The 20,393-nt window shown below is 40.4% G+C and carries 19 protein-coding genes and 2 tRNA genes; 12 read left to right on the top strand and 9 right to left on the bottom strand.

Features of this window, described 5'->3' with window-relative positions; translation table 11 throughout:
* Positions 1 to 86 precede the first annotated feature (86 nt).
* From LVY74_RS15775 to LVY74_RS15790, 4 genes are all read right to left on the bottom strand, one after another.
* Positions 87 to 162, bottom strand: a tRNA-Asn gene (locus LVY74_RS15775).
* A 4-nt stretch (positions 163 to 166) separates the two neighbouring features.
* Positions 167 to 242: transfer RNA gene (locus tag LVY74_RS15780), tRNA-Asn, on the bottom strand.
* A 168-nt stretch (positions 243 to 410) separates the two neighbouring features.
* Entirely contained in the window at positions 411 to 1,037 is a 627-nt protein-coding gene (locus tag LVY74_RS15785) for a superoxide dismutase (protein WP_151710723.1), read from the bottom strand.
* A 149-nt stretch (positions 1,038 to 1,186) separates the two neighbouring features.
* Positions 1,187 to 1,945, bottom strand: coding sequence for a Nif3-like dinuclear metal center hexameric protein (locus LVY74_RS15790; protein ID WP_237815853.1), 759 nt, complete (start codon positions 1,943 to 1,945; stop codon positions 1,187 to 1,189).
* 193 nt (positions 1,946 to 2,138) lie between these two features.
* Here LVY74_RS15790 and LVY74_RS15795 point away from each other — a divergent pair, with 193 nt between their 5' ends.
* The gene (locus tag LVY74_RS15795) at positions 2,139 to 3,320 is read left to right on the top strand and encodes a S1C family serine protease (protein WP_237815854.1); all 1,182 of its coding nucleotides are present in this window, start codon (positions 2,139 to 2,141) and stop codon (positions 3,318 to 3,320) included.
* Between the two features lie 48 nt (positions 3,321 to 3,368).
* Here the strand turns inward: LVY74_RS15795 and LVY74_RS15800 are convergent, their stop codons facing one another.
* Together LVY74_RS15800 and radA are read right to left on the bottom strand one after the other, a co-directional pair.
* Entirely contained in the window at positions 3,369 to 4,331 is a 963-nt protein-coding gene (locus LVY74_RS15800; RefSeq protein ID WP_237815855.1) for a Tim44 domain-containing protein, read from the bottom strand.
* Positions 4,332 to 4,500: 169 nt separating this feature from the next.
* A complete protein-coding gene (radA, locus tag LVY74_RS15805; protein ID WP_151710719.1) occupies positions 4,501 to 5,886 on the bottom strand; it encodes a DNA repair protein RadA in 1,386 nt (461 codons plus the stop codon).
* A gap of 237 nt (positions 5,887 to 6,123) precedes the next feature.
* Here radA and LVY74_RS15810 point away from each other — a divergent pair, with 237 nt between their 5' ends.
* The 6 genes from LVY74_RS15810 (at position 6,124) to dapF (ending at position 13,763) form a co-directional block, all read left to right on the top strand.
* Positions 6,124 to 7,533: an amino acid permease gene (locus LVY74_RS15810; protein ID WP_237815856.1), complete on the top strand. Its 1,410-nt coding sequence runs from the start codon at positions 6,124 to 6,126 to the stop codon at positions 7,531 to 7,533.
* A gap of 644 nt (positions 7,534 to 8,177) precedes the next feature.
* A complete protein-coding gene (locus LVY74_RS15815; RefSeq protein ID WP_237815857.1) occupies positions 8,178 to 9,674 on the top strand; it encodes an alanine/glycine:cation symporter family protein in 1,497 nt (498 codons plus the stop codon).
* Positions 9,675 to 9,946: 272 nt separating this feature from the next.
* A complete protein-coding gene (locus tag LVY74_RS15820; RefSeq protein WP_237815858.1) occupies positions 9,947 to 11,338 on the top strand; it encodes an amino acid permease in 1,392 nt (463 codons plus the stop codon).
* 102 nt (positions 11,339 to 11,440) lie between these two features.
* Entirely contained in the window at positions 11,441 to 11,647 is a 207-nt protein-coding gene (gene lptM / locus LVY74_RS15825; protein ID WP_442862808.1) for an LPS translocon maturation chaperone LptM, read from the top strand.
* A gap of 15 nt (positions 11,648 to 11,662) precedes the next feature.
* Positions 11,663 to 12,913 (top strand): diaminopimelate decarboxylase, encoded by a 1,251-nt coding sequence (lysA, locus tag LVY74_RS15830; RefSeq protein ID WP_237815859.1) that lies wholly within the window; start codon positions 11,663 to 11,665, stop codon positions 12,911 to 12,913.
* Positions 12,914 to 12,917: 4 nt separating this feature from the next.
* The gene (gene dapF / locus LVY74_RS15835; RefSeq protein WP_111894564.1) at positions 12,918 to 13,763 is read left to right on the top strand and encodes a diaminopimelate epimerase; all 846 of its coding nucleotides are present in this window, start codon (positions 12,918 to 12,920) and stop codon (positions 13,761 to 13,763) included.
* 50 nt (positions 13,764 to 13,813) lie between these two features.
* Here dapF and LVY74_RS15840 read toward each other — a convergent pair whose 3' ends face one another.
* Entirely contained in the window at positions 13,814 to 14,368 is a 555-nt protein-coding gene (locus tag LVY74_RS15840; RefSeq protein WP_237815860.1) for a hemerythrin domain-containing protein, read from the bottom strand.
* A gap of 179 nt (positions 14,369 to 14,547) precedes the next feature.
* Here LVY74_RS15840 and LVY74_RS15845 point away from each other — a divergent pair, with 179 nt between their 5' ends.
* Positions 14,548 to 15,360, top strand: a complete 813-nt coding sequence (locus LVY74_RS15845; RefSeq protein ID WP_237815861.1) for an enhanced serine sensitivity protein SseB C-terminal domain-containing protein — start codon at positions 14,548 to 14,550, stop codon at positions 15,358 to 15,360.
* A 14-nt stretch (positions 15,361 to 15,374) separates the two neighbouring features.
* On the top strand, positions 15,375 to 16,286 hold the full coding sequence (gene xerA / locus LVY74_RS15850) for a site-specific tyrosine recombinase/integron integrase (RefSeq protein WP_237815879.1): 912 nt from the start codon (positions 15,375 to 15,377) through the stop codon (positions 16,284 to 16,286).
* A 3-nt stretch (positions 16,287 to 16,289) separates the two neighbouring features.
* On the opposite strand, the gene LVY74_RS15855 is transcribed toward xerA, so the two are convergent.
* The gene (locus tag LVY74_RS15855) at positions 16,290 to 16,784 is read right to left on the bottom strand and encodes an Lrp/AsnC family transcriptional regulator (protein ID WP_151778172.1); all 495 of its coding nucleotides are present in this window, start codon (positions 16,782 to 16,784) and stop codon (positions 16,290 to 16,292) included.
* Positions 16,785 to 16,899: 115 nt separating this feature from the next.
* On the opposite strand from LVY74_RS15855, the gene LVY74_RS15860 reads away from it, so the two are divergent.
* The 3 genes from LVY74_RS15860 (at position 16,900) to LVY74_RS15870 (ending at position 19,614) form a co-directional block, all read left to right on the top strand.
* Positions 16,900 to 17,505, top strand: a complete 606-nt coding sequence (locus LVY74_RS15860; RefSeq protein WP_237815862.1) for a LysE family translocator — start codon at positions 16,900 to 16,902, stop codon at positions 17,503 to 17,505.
* A gap of 409 nt (positions 17,506 to 17,914) precedes the next feature.
* Complete coding sequence (locus LVY74_RS15865) at positions 17,915 to 18,664, top strand: electron transfer flavoprotein subunit beta/FixA family protein (protein WP_237815863.1); 750 nt, start codon at positions 17,915 to 17,917, stop codon at positions 18,662 to 18,664.
* A 17-nt stretch (positions 18,665 to 18,681) separates the two neighbouring features.
* Positions 18,682 to 19,614: an FAD-binding protein gene (locus tag LVY74_RS15870; protein WP_237815864.1), complete on the top strand. Its 933-nt coding sequence runs from the start codon at positions 18,682 to 18,684 to the stop codon at positions 19,612 to 19,614.
* Positions 19,615 to 19,668: 54 nt separating this feature from the next.
* Here the strand turns inward: LVY74_RS15870 and LVY74_RS15875 are convergent, their stop codons facing one another.
* Complete coding sequence (locus LVY74_RS15875; protein WP_237815865.1) at positions 19,669 to 20,253, bottom strand: hypothetical protein; 585 nt, start codon at positions 20,251 to 20,253, stop codon at positions 19,669 to 19,671.
* Positions 20,254 to 20,393 lie beyond the last annotated feature (140 nt).

Genomic DNA, 20,393 nt, shown 5'->3' on the forward strand with positions numbered 1-20,393 from the left:
GTCTGATCAGACTGCTTTTTTATTTTTATGGTTTTCTTTTGCCCAAAAAAAAGCCCAACATGTGTGATGTTGGGCTTTTCGAATCTTGGCTCTTCCACCTGGGCTCGAACCAGGGACCTGCGGATTAACAGTCCGTCGCTCTACCGACTGAGCTATGGAAGAATAGTGGCTCTCCAACCTGGGCTCGAACCAGGGACCTGCGGATTAACAGTCCGTCGCTCTACCGACTGAGCTATTGGAGAATCTGAAGCGCATTCTATGGATTACTGACAGTGAGGTCAAGTCAAAAATCAAAAATAAATTTATTTGTTGGATTAATAACCATTTTTCTGTTTGGAAACCAAGATGGTGAGTATTTGAAGCATAAAAAAGGCGTCAGATGACGCCTTTTTTTAAGTTTTATAAAAAACTTATTTTTCTACGCCTGCAGCTTCGCCAGCAAGTTTCGCATTTGCATAATCCCAGTTTACTAGGCTTTCTAGGAAAGTAGAGATGTATTTAGGACGAGCATTGCGGTAGTCGATGTAGTAAGCGTGTTCCCAAACATCAATTGTTAATACAGCAACTTGACCGTGTGCAAGTGGAGTGTCTGCATTTGAAGTTTTTACGATAGAAAGATCGCCATTGACTTTGTCTGCAACCAACCAAGCCCAGCCAGAACCGAACTGAGTTGTTGCTGCAGCAGCAAATTGTTCAGCAAATTGTTCGTAAGAACCAAATGCAGCATCGATTTTTGCAGCGATTGCGCCAGTAGGTTTACCGCCACCGTTTGGTGCAATAGAATTCCAGTAGAATGTGTGGTTCCAAACTTGAGCAGCGTTATTGAAAACACCTGCTTTAGATGCATCGCCAGCGCTTGCAAGGATGATTTCTTCTAAAGATTTACCTTCAAGGTCAGTGCCTTTGATGAGGTTATTCAGGTTAGTCACATAAGTTTGGTGATGCTTGTCGTGATGGAATTCTAAAGTCTCTTTTGAGATATGTGGTTCAAGCGCATCATATGCGTATGGTAATGCTGGTAAAGTAATGGTTGTCATCTTTCGTTCCTTGCATGAGCTGGGTTGGAAAATTTTGTGTCACTAGTTTAATGTATTTTTCAACAAAAAACGTGGTTGATAAACAATGAAATACAATATACGTCCAGTTTGTCTGAATGACAATTCTTTCAATCTGATTTAGATATCATTTAAATCGGATTGTGCTGTTCATAATAAATGGTCTCAATGTCAAACTGTTTTGCTAATGCTTGAGCAAGTCGTTGTACGCCGTAGCGTTCAGTCGCATGATGGCCACAAGCAAAGTAGTGCACTCCTAGCTCGCGTGCTTCATAAAAAGTACGCTCACTGACTTCACCAGAAATATAGGCATCACAGCCTTGTTCTGCGGCTTGAGTAATAAAGTCTTGTGCTGCACCAGTACAAAAACCAATTTTTTGAATCGTGCTGTTTTGTGCGGGGAGATGAATAATCTCGCGGGCAAAAACTTCAGAAAGTTGCTGTTTAAAGGCTTCGGCTGAAATCGGTTGTTCTAGAAAGCCAATATTGCCAATTGGATGACGATCATTTGGGTTGAGAGCTTGAATATTTTGCAGTTTGAGAAGTTCCGCAATCGCAGCATTGTTCCCCAAACTTGGATGTGCATCTAAAGGTAAATGATAGCCGAGCAAGGAAATATCATGCTGAATCAGCTTTTTAATCCGCGCCCCGCGCATGCCTGTAATTGGTGCAGGTTCGCCTTTCCAAAAATAACCATGATGTACTAGCAACAAATCGGCTTCTGCTTCGACTGCGGCTTCAATGGCATCTAAAGAGGCTGTGACAGCGCAAAGTACTTTTTTAACCTCAGATTTACCTTCGATTTGTAAGCCATTGGGTGCGTAATCTTTAAACTCATTCACCAATAAAGTTTGTTCACACCACGTTAAAATATCTTGTAATTGCGCCATAAAAAATCCTGATTCAAGCTAACTTGGAGCTTGATTATTGTAAAGATAGTTGTGATATCGATCACAGTTATTGTAACTAAAGCTAGACAAAACCCTATGAAGTTTTTAATTTTTACAAGATATTTCACTTTACAATGCTCACTTCAATACTTTTCGATTTGATGAAAGAAAATACCCGATAGAGGATGATAACGTGCGCAAAACCTTGACATGGTTGCCATGGATTTTATTAATTTTTGTAATTGCTGGCTTTATTTTTTGGCAAAAAACTCAACAACCTAAAGTGGTGGTTGCCGCAGATGGTGTTGCTATGCCTTCTGAAAAACAGCAAACATTGGTGCAGCATGATCAAAAAGGTGCAGTGCAATCTTATAGTGCTGCAGTAAAAGTGGCTGCACCTGCTGTTGTGAATATTTTTACCACACAGAAAGTAAATCCTACAGATCATGCATTATTAAAAGATCCAGTGTTTCGTGAATTCTTTGGTGATCGTAATAATGAACAGTTGAAGAAAAATGAAAATAGCCTTGGCTCAGGCGTTATTGTACGTGCAGATGGATATATCCTGACCAATAATCATGTGATTGCACAGGCAGAACATATTGTTGTGGCGTTAAAAGATGGTCGTCGTGCCGATGCAAAAGTGGTCGGGACTGACCCTGATACCGATTTAGCTGTCATTAAGATTGATTTAGATCATCTGCCTGTTGTGCCATTTAAATTGAGTGGTAATGAAGTTGGTGATGTCGTTTTGGCAATTGGTAATCCATTTGGTGTGGGTCAAACCGTGACACAGGGAATTATCTCCGCCACAGGTCGTTCTGATTTAGGAATTAACACTTATGAGGACTTTATTCAGACCGATGCAGCGATTAACCCTGGTAATTCAGGTGGTGCGCTGATTGATGTTGCTGGGAATCTGGTCGGTATTAATACCGCAATTTTTTCGCAATCGGGTGGTTCATTGGGGATTGGTTTTGCGATTCCAGCCAAAATTTGCCAACAGGTATTTGATGCGATTTTGAAAGATGGTCGTGTGGTGCGTGGTTGGTTGGGAATTAGCTTGATGCCACCTAAACAAGATGCTGATTGGCAGTCTGCGAATATCAATACTGGTGTTACTGTGGCGGGTGTCTTGGCAAATGGCCCTGCTGCAAAAGCAGGTGTACAGATTGGAGATAGTATTTTAAAGGTGAATCAGCAGCAAATTACATCTGCATCACATCTGATTAATTATGTTGCTTTACAAGCACCGAATAGTACGATTCATCTCTCAATTGAACGGAAGGGTAAACCTGTCGATGTTGCTGTGCAGGTGGGAGAGCGTAAAGTGAAAAATACCAATACACAATATATTCCACTGCCTAAACGTTAAAATAAAAAAAATCAGTTGCTCGCAACTGATTTTTTTTGCAACCAAAACTTAGTTTTCGACTTGAATCCCTGCAACCAACCAATCTTGCTGAGAGCCTGCTGGTTTTACAAAGTGCCAAACTTCAGTAAATGGTTGTGGAATACTGTTTAGATCTTCAGAAACAGTACCTGTAAAACGAACACTGATAATGTATTGACCATTTTCAGTGGCTGAGCCTGCAACCATAGCATTGAGGTTACTAAATTCAGCAACATCTTGATCACGGTTTGCCATGATGTCTTGATACATGGAGTTATAAAGTTCAGGTGTTAAATAACGGCGAATTTCTTCAACATTACTTGCACTATTGACCGATTGAATATGGTTGAAGCGCTGGCGTGCAATCCGTAAAAATGCTGCTGGCTCAGTACCATCAGGTAACTGGCTGCCGCTATTGGTATATGCACCACCAAAACCTGTTTGTGGGCTTGGATTATGACTATAACCACCACCAACATTTTGACCGAAGATGTTGGTATTGTTGCTGTTTGTCTGTGGTTGCCCTGTAAAAGGCGTACCATTTTGATTTGGAGCGTAAGGATTGGTGTTATTTGATTTCTTAGCGCTCAATTTGCGATAAATAAAGAAACCAATCCCAGCGAGCAGAATGAACCAAATCCAGCTTGGAATACCAGATTTTTGTTCTGTTTGAGCTTGTTGTGGGTGACTCGCTGCGTTGCCGTTGTTGTCATTTGCTAAAGCATGGGTTGCTAAAGCACCAACTGCCGCACCTGCTGCACCCGCAGCAACCATTTTACCGAGGTTTGAACCTGATTTTTGCTGCTGCGTTGTGACAGGTGTTGGTGATGTTGGGTAGGACGGTGACTGTTGTTGGTATGACTGACTTGGTGCAACAGAACGGGTCATGCCGTGGCTACGTCCACCACCTGCACGTTTGGCCTCAACGAACGGTGAAGCCAACAATGTTGCCATTAAAAGCGTAGCAACTAAGCCACGTTGACGTGTGTTCATGTCATTTTCCTATGTAACGCTAAATTTTGCATTGCATTTATGCGGCTGTTGATCTTGAATTTCAATAGTAAACACGTAATTTTGCTGTGGGTGAATGTGTCCAATCTGTTTGAAAAAGTGAGGCTTAACTTATCGCTATAAAGTCTTAATTTTTTACCTAAAGGTAAAATTATTCGCACAGTTGCATTGCTTCATGTAAAGCTTCATGCAAACGAGCAACAGCAATGACCTGCACACCTTCAATAGGTTTTTGTGGTGCATTACCTCGAGGTAAAATCACATATTTAAAGCCATGTTTCGCTGCTTCTTTAAGGCGCTCCTGCCCATTGGGTACGGGACGGATTTCACCTGATAAGCCAACTTCACCAAAAACTGCCAACTGTTGAGGCAAGGCTTTACCCCGTAAACTTGAAGCACAAGCGAGGAGTACTGCTAAATCTGAACCAGTTTCAGTAATTTTCAAACCACCCACGATATTGACATAAACATCTTGACCATTGGTTTGTACCCCACCATGACGGTGCATCACTGCCAGTAGCATATTTAAACGATTTTGTTCTAAACCTAGCGCTACACGACGCGGTTGTCCTTGTGCATCGTCAACTAATGCTTGTACTTCAACCAATAACGGACGTGTGCCTTCTCGGCTGATCATGACCACCGAACCCGAAATGGCTTCATCATAACGGCTTAAGAAAATTGCTGAAGGATTGGCAACTTCACGTAGACCTTTATCGGTCATACCAAAAACACCGAGTTCATTGACGGCACCGAAACGGTTTTTAACAGCACGGATCATTCGATAGCGCGAATCGGATTGACCCTCAAAATACAGAACGCAGTCCACCATGTGCTCAAGAACGCGAGGCCCTGCTAAAGCACCTTCTTTGGTGACGTGACCTACAATAAATAATGCTGTACCACTATTTTTAGCAAAGCGAGTCAACAGTGCCGCAGATTCACGAATTTGGGAGACTCCGCCAGGGGCAGATTGCAGGGTTTCTGTATATAAGGTTTGAATAGAGTCTAAAATGGCAACGGCTGGGCGTTGTTGTGCCAAGACTTCACAAATTCGCTCTACACAGGTTTCAGCCATCACTTTAAGTTGTGCAGTAGGAAGCTCTAGACGTTGCGCACGGAGGGCAACTTGTGACAAAGATTCTTCACCTGTGACATAAAGTGCTGCATTTTTATGACTCGCCATGTGTGTGGCGGTCTGTAATAAAATGGTTGATTTACCAATGCCGGGATCACCACCAATCAGCACAACAGATCCAGTGACTAAACCACCACCCAAAACCCGATCAAATTCACTAATTCCTGTTGCAAGGCGAGTTTCATGAGAAATCGAAATTTGATTGAGTGTGGTGATTTGTGCGGATTGTCCTGCATAACCACCTGAAAATGATGGTGATTTTCCTCGATGTGGAACACTGGGTTCAAGTCGAATTTCAAGTAAACTATTCCATTCGCCACACTCAGAACATTGTCCAGCCCACTTAGAATGATCTGTTCCACACTGTTCACATCGATAGGTTGTTTTTACTTTACTCATGACTTAGCGCTTTTTTATATAAAAAAAATTTAAAAAGGGGCTTAACATTATCACGTTCATCTGATAAAAAACACTCGAGATCATGGAGCTGATCTTGCATGGTATATGCTTTATTTTTTAGGGCTGTTTATTTTGGGGACGGTTTTTTTACCGTATGTTTGTTTTTTAAGCTTCTTCTTCTGAAGTTGGAATGTTAATTGCTACTCGTTGTAGCAACTCTGTTATGGATAATCATCAATGAGTTTTAACGAGCTAAATGAAGTTAACGCACCTGACGATGCTCATCACGAATTACAACGTAATTTGAGTAACCGTCACTTGCAGTTAATCGCAATTGGGGGTGCCATTGGCACAGGTTTGTTCATGGGATCAGGTAAAACGATCTCTTTGGCAGGCCCATCGATTTTATTAATTTATTTTATTATTGGTATTATGGTTTTCTTCCTAATGCGTGCATTAGGTGAACTTCTCCTGTCTAACTTGCAATACAAATCTTTTGTCGACATGTCTTATGACTTGATCGGACCAAAAGCGGGTTTTTATGTAGGTTGGACGTATTGGGTTGGCTGGGTACTGACAGGTATGGCTGACTTAACTGCGGTAATTAACTATTTAAGCTTCTGGCTCCCACCAGATATGCAGTTCACTCCCGGTGGACAGGCGTTAATTAGCGCGGGTTGTGTACTTTTCTTAATGCTTTTGAACTTGATGACAGTGCGTTTATTTGGGGAAACTGAATTCTGGTTTGCGATTGTTAAGATTGTTGCAATTATTGCCTTAATTTTTGCTGGTGCGTATATGATTTTTACACACTATCAATCACCAAATGGCGATGTAGCAGCATTAAGTAATATTTGGTCACATGGCGGGATTTTCCCGAAAGGGTTTGAAGGTTTCTTAGCAGGTTTCCAAATTGCGATCTTTGCATTTATTGGGGTGGAACTTGTCGGGACTTCAGCAGCAGAAGCGAAAGATCCGCATATTAACTTGCCAAAAGCAGTGAATGCGATTCCTGTTCGTGTCATTTTGTTCTATGTTTTATCATTGACTGTTGTTATGTCAGTGATTCCTTGGAATCACGTTGTACCAAACAAGAGCCCATTCGTTGAATTGTTCTTAATGGCAGGTATTCCAACTGCAGCGGTCATCATGAACTTGGTGGTGCTGTCTTCAGTAATGTCTTCAATGAACAGTGGTATTTTCTCGACAAGCCGTATGTTGTACGGTCTAGCAAAAGATGACCAAGCACCGAAAAAATTGGGCAAATTGTCAAAAAGTGCAGTTCCTGCTAACGGTTTGATGTTCTCGTGTGCATGTATCATGGGGGGTGCAGTACTTCAGTTCTTCGTACCAGATACCATTACTGCATTTACATTAGCAACGACTCTTTCAGTTATTCTGTTTGTATCGGTATGGATCATCATTATGGTGAACTATATTCAGTACCGTAAACAACGTCCTGAATTGCATGAAAAATCGACATTTAAGATGCCTGGTGGCGTATTTATGTCATACGTTGTGATTGTATTCTTTATCTTTACAATTGGTATTTTGGTTCTTGAGCCAGATACTCGCCAATCTCTATTAATCAGCCCATTGTGGTTGTTGATCTTGGGTATTGGTTATATGTTTAAAAAGAAAAAGTAAGCATTCATGATCTGAATAAACTAAAACCCTCTTTATAGAGGGTTTTAGTTTTATAGGGTTGTATTAAAGTGAATTAATTTGGTGCGATTTTATTTATTGTTTTATTTTGGTGCTAAAAAATAATCATTCAATCCATTTTTCTTGTATGAATATTTAAAAATTATTATTTATGCACTTATTTGGTGTTTTATTGTTCAAATTTATGAGATGTTAAATTTTTTATGATTGCGATTGAAATTTAAGGCACTAAATGTGTGCATTTCTTTTAATTTAAAAAGTGAATAATGAAGTAATTTATTTATTTTCTGTATTGTTTGTTCATTCTTATGACTTTACTCACAAAACTAACAAGAATAGACTCAAATGAGTGCATTTAAGTGAGGTCGAAAAAGAATGACGGAGCTTAATATCATTCTGATCATTTTTCATCATGATCCTGAGTTTATAAAATAGATAAATTTTCTTATGGTGAGAAAAGATGAGTTAATAGGTTTGCAATCTCTTTGAAAATATGGAATGGAGCCTATTTTTTCTAGAATTTCGGATTTTAGAGTAGGAATATGGATGGCACAAATATTGCTGATTTAACGGATTAAAAAAATATGTAATGACATATTTTTAATAATAAGCAAAAGGATGATTTTATGAATGCAGCAGAAATTGTTGATTGGATCAATGGGGTCGTTTGGAGTAAGGCTCTCATTTATTTATGTTTAGGGGCGGGGGTGTTTTTTTCAATCCTAACCCGTTTTGTACAAGTCAGACATGTTAAAGAAATGGTTCGCCTTCTGTTTACGGGAGCTTCTTCAGCACAAGGGATTTCATCATTTCAGGCACTAGCCGTTTCATTATCGGGACGTGTTGGTGTAGGTAATATTGCAGGCGTTGCTGCAGCCATTGGTTTTGGTGGTCCTGGTGCCGTGTTTTGGATGTGGGCAGTTGCATTTTTAGGTGCAAGTACCGCCTATGTTGAATCAACGTTGGGTCAAATTTATAAAGTTGAGTATCAAGGGCAGTACCGTGGCGGACCTGCTTTTTACTTTGATCGTGGCTTAGGTCAACGCTGGCTTGCAATCGTATTTGCTATTGGTGCAATTGTGTCTTGTGGTTTGTTCTTACCAGGTGTACAGGCGAATGCTGTTGGTAAAGCCGTGACTCAAATTACAGGTGAAGGCGCAATTGTTTTTGGTGATGTGGGTTTATACAAGTTATTTGCTTTAGCATTTATTGTTATTTTACTTGCAGTCATTATTTTTGGTGGAATTAAACGGATTGCAAACTTTGCAGAGTATGTTGTTCCATTTATGGCAGCTGGTTATATTGCAATGGCTGTGATTATTGTGATTGCAAATATTCATGAATTACCTGGTGTGATTAAATTAATCTTCACAGATGCGTTTACTCCTATGGCAGGCTTAGGCGCTGCAATTGGTTGGGGGGTAAAACGTGGTGTGTATTCAAATGAAGCGGGCCAAGGTACAGGTCCACATGCAGCAGCAGCAGCAGAAGTCAGCCACCCTGCTCAACAAGGTTTCGTTCAAGCATTTTCAGTTTATATCGATACATTATTTGTTTGTTCAGCAACAGCATTTATGATTCTGATTACTGGTAAATATAATGTTCAAGGGACTTTAGATGCAGGTCATTTTATTGTTCAAAATGTAGCAGCAGCGACAGAAATCGGTTCTCCTGCATTTACACAAATGGCAGTAAGTACCATGTTTGGTAGCTTCGGTGAATTGTTTGTTGCAGTTGCAGTATTCTTCTTCGCATTCACCACAATTATTGCGTATTACTATATTGCTGAAACCAATATTACTTATTTAAGTTATATTACTAAAATGCCATCACTATTATTTATCACGAAATGCTTCATTATGGTTTCAGTCGCATATGGTGTTTTAAATGCGAGTGGTTATATTTGGGGTATCGGTGATATTGGTGTTGGTTTAATGGCTTGGATTAATATTGTTGGTATTATCATTACCTACTTCTTATATAAACCAACCATTAAAGCATTACGAGATTACGAAGAACAACAAAAAGCGGGTGTCAAAGATAATGAATATACTTTTGATCCTGTAAAATTGGGTATTCGTGGTGCAACTTTCTGGGAAGAAAAGTTGAAAAACAAAAAATAAAATCGGATGATTTTATAAAAAGGAGGGTGTTGATCACTCTCCTTTTTATGTTTTTGCACGTTAATAGTGCATTCAAGACAACTTTAGTTTGATTGTGCTTACAGTTTCATGCTCGTATGATGGGCGCGATTTTGATGAAGTAACTTATTGATCAAAATACATTTGTTAGCTAAAAAATAATCAAAACCATAGTACTTAGTGATATCTGAGAATGTTCGATGATTTTGAAGTTAGCTAATAGACTCACCATCTATTAGGAGATATGAATCAAGATGTCGAATCAAGACACACCTGAATTAAGTAAAAGCTTATCTAACAGACACTTACAACTGATCGCCATAGGTGGTGCCATCGGTACAGGACTCTTTATGGGTTCGGGTAAAACCATTAGCCTTGCAGGGCCATCGATCTTATTCATTTATATGATTATTGGCTTGATGGTGTTTTTTGTGATGCGGGCTTTAGGCGAGTTACTGCTTTCCAATTTAAGCTATAAGTCATTTATTGATTTCTCTACAGATTTAATTGGCCCTTGGGCAGGTTATTTTGTGGGTTGGACGTATTGGCTGTGCTGGATCACCATTGGGATTGCTGATTTATCGGCAATTATCAACTATTTGCAGTTTTTTAATGGAGGTCAGCCATTTAGCCCTGCCGAAGGTGCGCTGATTTGTGCTGCTTCTATTTTCTTTATCATGGGATTGAATCTCGTGACCGTAAAGCTATTTGGGGAAATGGAATTCTGGTTTGCCTTAGTCAAAATTATTGCGATTGTGGTGCTGATTGCGGTTGGGCTATGGATGATCTTTACAGGATTTACCTCGCCAACAGGTGAAGTGGCTTCCTTCACCCATCTTTGGGCGAATGGCGGATTTTTTCCAACAGGAATGACTGGCTTTTTAGCAGGTTTTCAAATTGCAATTTTTGCCTTTGTTGGTGTCGAGCTTGTTGGTACAACCGCAGCAGAAACACATGATCCTGAGCGTAATTTACCCAAAGCCGTCAATTCGATTCCGATCCGTATCATCATCTTTTATGTTTTTGCACTCACCATTGTGATGTCTGTCACGCCGTGGGACAGAATTAATCCGAATGTCAGCCCATTTGTAAATTTGTTTAGTCATGCAGGGATTGCCGCTGCCGCAATTATTATGAATTTGGTGGTACTCTCTTCAGTCATGTCATCCATGAACAGTGGTGTGTTTTCCACCAGTCGCATGCTATTTGGTTTGTCACGTGAAGGGCAAGGGCCAAAACTATTCGGTAAATTAAGTCCGCGTTTGGTGCCTGCCAATGCGTTGTATTTTTCAGCATTTTGTTTGTTGGGTGGCGCAGCGCTTCAATATTTTGTTCCGAATACCGTAGAAGCTTTTACACTTGCGACCACGTTATCAACTGTATTGTTTATCTGTGTTTGGCTGATCATTATTTGGAGTTACATCAATTACTATAAAACCCGTCCTGAATTACATCGGCAGTCCAAGTTCAAATTGCCGGGTGGTTTGTGGACATGTTGGGTGGTGATTATCTTCTTTATCGGGATGATTTATGTTTTGTCTTTAGAGCCTGATACATTAAAAGCGCTCAAGGTCAGCCCGATCTGGTTCTTGATTTTGCTGATCGGATATTTGTTCTTTAGACCGAAGAAAGTGAGTAAACACTAGTAGTCAACGCCAGTTTTAAACTGGCGTTTTTTATTTAGAAATACTTTGGTCGGAACAGGGTTCAAGGTATACTGCTTTTCAGTTTATATACAGGTGATGTCTATGATGCGTCAAATGATTGCCGTGATCAGCTTGGTGGTGACAGGTCTCAGCTTGGTCGGTTGTGGTCAGGCGGGAGATTTACAGTTACCGAACGATCCACACTTGGACACTCGTCCAAAATATCTGCTTTACCATCCGAAAGAACAGCCAAAAGCTGCATCTGAAGTCCATACATCAACATCTACACCATCTTCTGAAGTTCAGTAATTTTAAGGATTTATCATGAGTTTTACCCGTATCCAAGGGGTTTTGCATGCTGAACAATGTTCTTTGGAACAGCTTGCACAGCAATTTTCTACACCGCTTTATGTGTATTCAAAAGCCAGTTTTGAAAAGCATTATTTAGATCTTGATCAGGCATTTGGTTATATCGATCATCAAATTTGCTTTGCGGTGAAGTCAAACTCAAATTTAGCTGTGTTAAATGTTTTGGCAAAGTTGGGTGCGGGATTTGATATTGTCACAGGTGGTGAGCTTGCACGTGTTTTGGCGGCAGGCGGTAACCCAAATAAGGTGGTCTTCTCAGGCTTAGGTAAATCTGAAGCGGATATTGAGACAGCATTAAATGTTGGTATTGCATGTTTCAATGTCGAATCTTATGCAGAACTTGACCGTATTGAAAAAGTGGCAGCACGTTTAGGCAAAAAAGCCCCGATTTCATTGCGTGTGAACCCAGATGTCGATGCGAAAACACATCCATATATTTCAACGGGTTTAAAAGAAAACAAGTTTGGTATTCCAAGTGACAGCGTGTTTGAAACGTATCAATATGCACACAGCTTGCCGCATTTAGAGATTGTGGGAATTGATTGTCATATCGGTTCACAGTTGACAGAAACTCAACCGTTTGTCGACGCACTGGATCGTATGATTTTGATGATTGGGCAACTCAAAGCGTTAGGCATTGAACTTAAACACATCGACATCGGTGGTGGTTTGGGTGTGACTTATAATGATGAAGTTCCACCAACAGCCGCAGAGTATGCCAATGCGATGCGTCCAGCCTTGGAAAAACTGGGTTTAAAAGTCTATATGGAGCCAGGTCGTAGCATTAGTGCCAATGCGGGTGTATTACTCACCAAAGTCGATTTGCTTAAACCAACCAATCACCGCAACTTTGCGATTGTTGATGCAGCCATGAATGACTTGATTCGTCCATCACTTTACCAAGCATGGATGGATATTCAGGCAGTAACGCCTCGTCAAGATACAGAAAGCAAAACATGGGATATTGTTGGTGCAATCTGTGAAACAGGTGATTTCTTAGGTAAAGACCGCGAGTTGGCACTGCAACAAAATGACACATTAGCTGTGTTAGGTGCAGGTGCATATGGCTTTGTCATGAGTTCAAACTATAACTCTCGTGGTCGTGCTGCTGAAGTTATGGTCGATGGTGACAAGGCATATTTAATTCGTGAACGTGAAAGCATAGAATCTCTATGGGAAAGAGAGCGTTTATTGCCTGAGGAATAATTTGATGTTGTTAGAATTTACTAAAATGCATGGTCTGGGCAATGACTTTGTGGTGATCGATCTGATTCGTCAACGTGCCTATCTTGATGCGACTACCATTCAGCGAATGGCACATCGTCATTTTGGTATAGGCTTTGATCAGTTGTTGATTGTTGAACCACCTGATCTGCCAAATGTTGACTTCAAATACCGTATTTTCAATGCAGATGGTTCTGAAGTTGAACAATGTGGCAATGGCGTGCGTTGTTTTGCGCGTTTCGTCCATGAGCAACAACTGACACATAAAACCAAAATCAAGGTGCAAACCAAAGCAGGCATTGTTGAGCCTGAACTTGGGCCAAATGGTTGGGTTCGCGTCAACATGGGTTATCCGAAGTTCTTGCCTCAAGAAATTCCATTTCTTGCTGAAGAACAAGAGGAACTGTATCGCCTTGACCTCGCCAATAATCAAAATATTTTGATTGATGTGGTGAATATGGGGAATCCGCATGCAGTCACGATTGTGCCCGATGTACTGACCGCAGATGTGGCTACGCTTGGCCCACAAATTGAATCACATGTCCGTTTCCCTGAACGTGTCAATGCAGGCTTCATGCAAATCGTCGATGAAAAACATGCGCGTTTACGCGTGTTTGAACGCGGTGTAGGTGAAACTTTGGCATGTGGTACGGGTGCATGTGCTGCAGCAGTCAGTGGTATGCGCCGTGGTCTGCTAGGTAATGAAGTTGAAATTCAACTTGCGGGTGGCTCATTACATCTGGCTTGGCGTGAAGGTGATGTGGTCTGGATGACAGGTCCAACAGCCAATGTCTATGAAGGGCGTTTTGATTTACGTTACTTCCAAGGCTAGAACTTTATCACTGCAAACCAAACCTTGATTTGGTTTGCAGTGTTTAGATTTTAAGATGTCACATAGTCTTGATACATGGGATACAGTGCATTTTCTTCACTTTCAATACGTTTGACTAACGCTGCCCCAATCTGCTGAAACTCCTGAATAAATTGTTGAATATTTTCAGCATCTACACGGCTTTCAATCCAATAACTTAAAAATTTATTGACGACACTTTCAATACTGCGCATTTCTCGGCGGTATTGACGCATTTGTTTAAACTCTTCAGTTTGATGTGCAAGACTTTGTTCTAAAAAGCCATAGAGCTTGATATTTTCTGCCTGTAAATGGGCATGAAAATCAGATTTAAATTGCTCAAGTTGAGAAGCAATCTGTGTGTATTGAGTGTGTTCAATACTCTGAAGTACCGCTGAATACAGTCCAATCAAATGTTGATGATCTTGTTGTAAGTGTTCGACAAGACTTGAGTAGTAGGCAATTTTTTGTGGTTGGGTTGCACCTGTTGTTTCTAAATCGATAGCAAGACTGGCTTGAGCTGCTTGTCTAGAGTTGGTGTGCTGTTTTGCCCCAAAAAGTGATTTTAACCACATTAAAAAATTCATAATGCACCATTCTCGAGAAATAAAGTGAGGGTTAATGCTTTTTTAAAAGTATCATGATTTAACAAACCTATATCAAAATAGGTATTGATATTATAAACAAAAAATTGTTGGCTTTATTATGCGGTTGAAGTTTTTCATACTGTGGTCAATTAAAAAATCTCACTGTTGAGTATCCAATAATGTCAAATTTTGAGTCTGAGCAACAGCTTGAGCAACTATTACAACAAGCCGCCCAAGAACCTGCTTATCGTCCACAATTTTTACAGCAACTGTTGAATGGGCATATTTATTGTTTGGGGACAACCCACCGCACACAGTCGACCAAGACGGAACAAGTGCATTTACAACAAGGTGATCAGTTGCAGTTGCAAAAATGGCAGAAGGCAGATGGAACGGAAGCGTTACCATTTTTCTTGTCATTACAAACTTTGCAGCAATCTATACAAGAAGAGCATAGCTACCTGTATTTGCCCACCCGTGATTTTTTTGAAATGACGTTGGGGGACACTTTGGTGCTTAATCCTTTATCTCCTTATGGTAAAGAGTTTACACCCAAGGAAATTCAGCACCTGCTAGATATTGATATGGGGCAGGTCGAGCGTTATGAGGTTGAGCAGGATACCGAAGTTTTACTGGGGCAACCGACAGATTATCCATATCAAATGGTGACGCAGTTGCAGAAATTTTTTCAAACTAAGCCACAAGTACAAGCAGCCTATTTGGCAACAATGTTTAACCCACAGCGTGATCAGGCTCCCACCCTGATTATTGGATTGAAATTAGATTCAGAACAACAACTGGAACAGCTGATTCAGCAGGCGGGGCAAGTCGCTTTTGATAGTTTGGATCAACCTACTCCTGTTGATCTGACCATTATTGATGAGCAACAAACAGATAATTTAAGTGAGTATTTTTGCCAAGAAACTACGCCTTTTTACTTGCGGGAGCAGCCGCAAAAACGCCGTGGTGTATTGTCTCGAATTTTTTCCTGATTGGAATGGGTAAAATGGATGCTTTTGAGCTGTTAGCAGTCTGGTTGAATTCGCGTAAAATTCAACAACAGTCAGCACATACTTTGTCTGCTTATGCGCGTGATGTCACTGATTTTCTGCATTTTTGCCAGCGTAAAAAACTGGATTTAAATCAAATAGAAGCATCTGATTTACGAGAATATTTATCTGAAAAAGTCGAATATCAAAAACTGGCGAGTAGTAGTTTACAGCGTATGTTGAGTTCAATTCGGCAGTTTATGCAATGGGTTGAGCAGCAAGATTATATTGTTCAAAACCCAAGTAAAGATTTTCAACTCAAACGTCAACCTCGGGCTTTGCCGGGGCTATTAGATGTAGAAACCATTCTTCAAATTTTAGAGCAGCCTGCACCTGAAAAACCTGTAGAGCAACAATTGTGGTTGCGCGATAAAGCAATGCTGGAACTACTTTACTCCAGTGGTTTGCGTCTTGCTGAGTTGCAGGCATTACGTGTACATGACTTAGATTTTGAACGACTGCTGCTGCGTGTTACAGGTAAAGGCGATAAAACTCGTGTAGTGCCTTTTGGGGAGAAAGCCAAAACGAGTTTGCAACAATGGTTTAAAGTTTATGCCATTTGGGTTGGGCATGTGATTCGTGCAACAGACCCCATATTTATTTCGCAGCGTGGCGGAGCATTAACGCCTCGTCAAATTGAAAATCGGGTAAAAGCACAAGCACAACGTGCAGGGGTAAATGCTGATTTGCATCCACACTTGCTGCGCCATTGTTTTGCAAGTCATTTGTTGTCTTCAAGTGGAGATTTACGTGGTATTCAGGAAATGTTGGGTCACAGTAATTTGAATACCACGCAAATCTATACCCATTTGGATTTTGAACATCTTGCACAAAGTTATGATCGAGCACACCCACGCGCACAAAAGTAAAACTTAGTATTCATCTAAAGGAAGTTGATAGCTTTGTTTAATAAACTGGCTCGGTAAATCTGTTTTGACACTGGTAATGCCATTTTTTTTGGTGAGGTGGCTGGACTGAAATTTACGGTAACTTTCGAGGTCAGGCACCACCACTTTGAGCATGGCATCGCACTCGCCTAGAATAATATAGCATTCCATGACTTGAGGAAGCTCTTTCATGGCTTCGATAAAACAGTCAATGGTTTCGGCATCTTGACCGATCAGCCAAATTCGTGAAAACAAAATCAAAGAAAATCCAACCTTTTGAGGATCAACCAAAGTGGTATAGCCACGAATTACACCGACCTCTTCAAGTAACTTCACACGCCGTAAACAAGACGACGGAGAGAGTCCTACCGCTTTGGCAAGGTCGTTATTTTGAATACGCCCATTTTTTTGTAAATTCAAAATAATATTTTTATCGATACGATCGAGCTTTATTGAAACTGATTTATTAATTTGTTTCATAAATTAGAATTTAATTCGAAAAAATGATTTAATTATAGAATATTTGCAATCCTATTTGATGCGTTTTTCTCAATAATAGCGCCACTTTATTTAGCTGCTGATGAAGGCGCAAGCGATGTCTGATTTTACCCTTTTTGCGATCACGGTGATTCCACTGGTGTTGACTCCTGGACCTGATATGTTATTTGTCCTTTCACAAGTCATGGGTAAAGATTTTAAGTCAGGTATGATGGCGACATTTGGCGTATGTTCTGGATATTTAGTCCATTCTGTTCTGGTAGCGCTTGGTATCTCAGCGATTATTGTGTCTTATCCAATGTTGTTTAATGCAATTCGTTTCTTTGGAATTGCCTATTTGATTTATATTTCGATTCAATTGTTTCGTTCAGCGTTCAATAGTAAAGGAATTCGTTTACAAGCTGCGCAGACGCATAATCCGATTCGTAAAGGCTTTTTGACATCATTATTGAATCCTAAAGTGATGCTGATTTATTTTGCAATCTTGCCGCAATTTATGCATAGCAAAGGCAATCCAGTGGTTGAAGGTTTGCTCTTATCTCTGATTTTTATTGGTTCATGTATTGTTGTTTACCTCACCTTGTCATTTATTGTGGCAAAAGCGACCCAAAAAGCAGGTTTTGATCAAAGCAAACAAAAATGGGTGGATGCGACTTCAGCCAGTATGATTATGTTGGCTGCAACATGGTTGATGGCGCACTAATTCTTTGATTTTCCCTTGCCAGCATTTGCTGGCATTTTTTATGAGCTGTTATGTTGTATTTATGACATTGATGTGAGATCTGGTTACAGTCTTTGTTATCAATAGATGTGGATATTTCTGATGTCAATCATGAGTAAAACTAATAATTTAAGCGAAAATGACTCATAAGTTTTATTTTTTAAATCATTGTTTTTTATTTTAAAAATATCTAAAAACTAGGGTAGAATACCTCGCGCTGCACTTTTCTTTGAACTGATCAATTCACATTTTTCAAGCAAAATCAGGCTTTGTCAAAAAATTGTGACTTGACCGAAATGCCAAACGCATTGCAAGATAGGCAACGAAAACGAATTTCTGAAAAGTATCGCACTTTTCTCCTTGATCATTGGATAATACAGCCGAGGAATACATGAAGGCTCTTGTTGCTGTCAAACGTGTGGTAGATGCCAACGTTAAAGTTCGCGTTAAGCCGGACAATAGTGGTGTTGATTTAACCAACGTAAAAATGTCAATTAACCCATTCTGTGAAATCGCAGTTGAAGAAGCGGTTCGCTTGAAAGAAAAAGGCACCGTGTCTGAAATCATCGTGGTTTCAGTGGGTGCAAAAGAAGCGCAGGAGCAAATCCGTTCTTCAATGGCGCTTGGTGCTGACCGTGGTATCTTGGTTGAAACAGCTGATGAAATCGGTGCTTTGGAAGTTGCGAAAATCTTAAAAGGTGTCGTAGACCAAGAACAACCACAACTGATCTTGCTCGGCAAACAAGCTATTGATGATGACTCTAATCAAGTCGGTCAAATGTTGGCAGCACTTTTAGGTGCAGGTCAGGCAACATTTGCCTCTGAAGTGAAAGTTGATGCTGACAAAGTCCAAGTCACTCGTGAAATCGATGGTGGTTTGCAAACCGTTGAATTGAACTTACCTGCGATCATTACCACAGACTTACGTTTGAACGAACCACGTTATGCGGCTCTACCAAACATCATGAAAGCACGTAAAAAGCCGCTTGAGACTAAATCTCCAGCAGATTATGGCGTAGCAACGGGCAGTAAACTGAAAACATTAAAAGTTGAAGCTCCAGCAGAACGTCAAGCAGGCGTACAAGTGAAATCAGTCGATGAGCTTGTTGAAAAACTTAAAAACGAAGCGAAAGTGATCTAAAAGGCAGGGATAACATCATGAGTATTTTAGTCATCGCTGAGCACGACAATCAGACATTAAATGGCGCAACCTTAAATGTTGTTGCAGCAGCACAACAAATTGGTGGAGACATCACGGTTCTTGTTGCGGGTTCAGGCGCACAAGCCGTTGCGGATGCAGCAGCAAAAGTTGCAGGCGTAAGCAAAGTACTATTGGCAGACAATGCTGCCTATGCACATCAACTTGCTGAAAATATTGCTGCATTGGTTGCAGATCTAGGTAAAGGCTATAGCCATATTTTGGCAGCGGCTACCACTACAGGTAAAAACATCTTGCCACGCGTTGCAGCGTTACTGGATGTCAGCATGGTCAGCGACATTATTGCAGTTGAATCTGCTAATACCTTCAAACGCCCAATTTATGCAGGCAATGCCATTGCGACTGTACAATCAGAAGAAGCGATTGTGGTTGCGACTGTACGTACCACAGCATTTGATGCTGTTGCAGCAGAAGGTGGTACAGCGGCAGTTGAAGTGGTAAGTGAAGCGAAAGATGCTGGTGTATCGAAATTCGTGACAGAAGAAATCGTAAAAACTGAACGTCCAGAACTTTCAGCAGCACGCATTGTGGTATCTGGTGGTCGTGGTGTGGGTTCAGGTGAAAACTACCACAAGGTGCTTGATCCATTGGCAGACAAATTGGGTGCAGCACAAGGTGCATCACGTGCAGCGGTTGATGCAGGCTTTGTACCAAACGACATGCAAGTGGGTCAAACAGGTAAGATTGTTGCACCTGACTTGTACATTGCTGTGGGTATTTCAGGTGCAATTCAGCACTTGGCAGGGATGAAAGATTCTAAAGTGATCGTTGCGATCAACAAAGATGAAGAAGCACCAATCAACGGAGTTGCTGACTACTGGTTAGTGGGTGACTTGAACGAAGTTGTGCCTGAATTAGTATCTAAGCTGTAATTCTTTTTGAATTCAGTCTAAAAAACGCCCAAATGGGCGTTTTTTTATGAGAGCTCACTTTTGAGGGTAAGCAAATGACATGATAACCAGACCATACGGGAGCTGCATGATTAAAGCATTTTGTTGGAAGTAGGGTGATGATAGCTCACATGCCCATGCAGGAAAGCTTAAGTTCCAATCATGATTCATAAACATAATATTATCAGTCAGCTTCCACGCTACTCCATGTAAACCACATGCGAAAGTTTGCTCTAAATTTTGAGTAGATTCTAAAGTATTTAGCGTATTACTGAGCTGTTGTTGAATATAATCTTCAAATTTTCTAGGGTTAAAAGCTTCAAGCTTGGATGAAATGCTATTTTTATCAATTGGGCGTAGAGTCTTGTCGAGCGTTTGGTGAACCGTTTTTCGGAAAAATTTTAAGCGCTCAGAAAGTATGTACTGTTGTATAAAATTAGTATCAATCTTCTCTCGATCTTCTTTTTTAATCGGGATAATGATTTGAGAAAAATGATTGCAAAAAGGCTGTTTGCATAATAAACGTTCGACTCCCTCCAACATATAATTATTCATGTCATTGTAGAGTTTGAACATTTTCTTGGAGACGTAATATTGGTAATTTTTCTTGGATTTTTGCATGGCTTTTTAGTGATGCTATAGTTTTAAGAAAGCTTCTAAATTCTATATATTGCAAGAAAATAGAACAATCTATTTATAGTAAAAACTCCCTGTTGAATCGTGCTTTGTGCTATAATTTTTCGCTGTATTTTTTATTTTTA

The organism is Acinetobacter sp. ME22, assembly GCF_022012315.1.
Classification (GTDB): Bacteria; Pseudomonadota; Gammaproteobacteria; order Pseudomonadales; family Moraxellaceae; genus Acinetobacter; species Acinetobacter brisouii_A.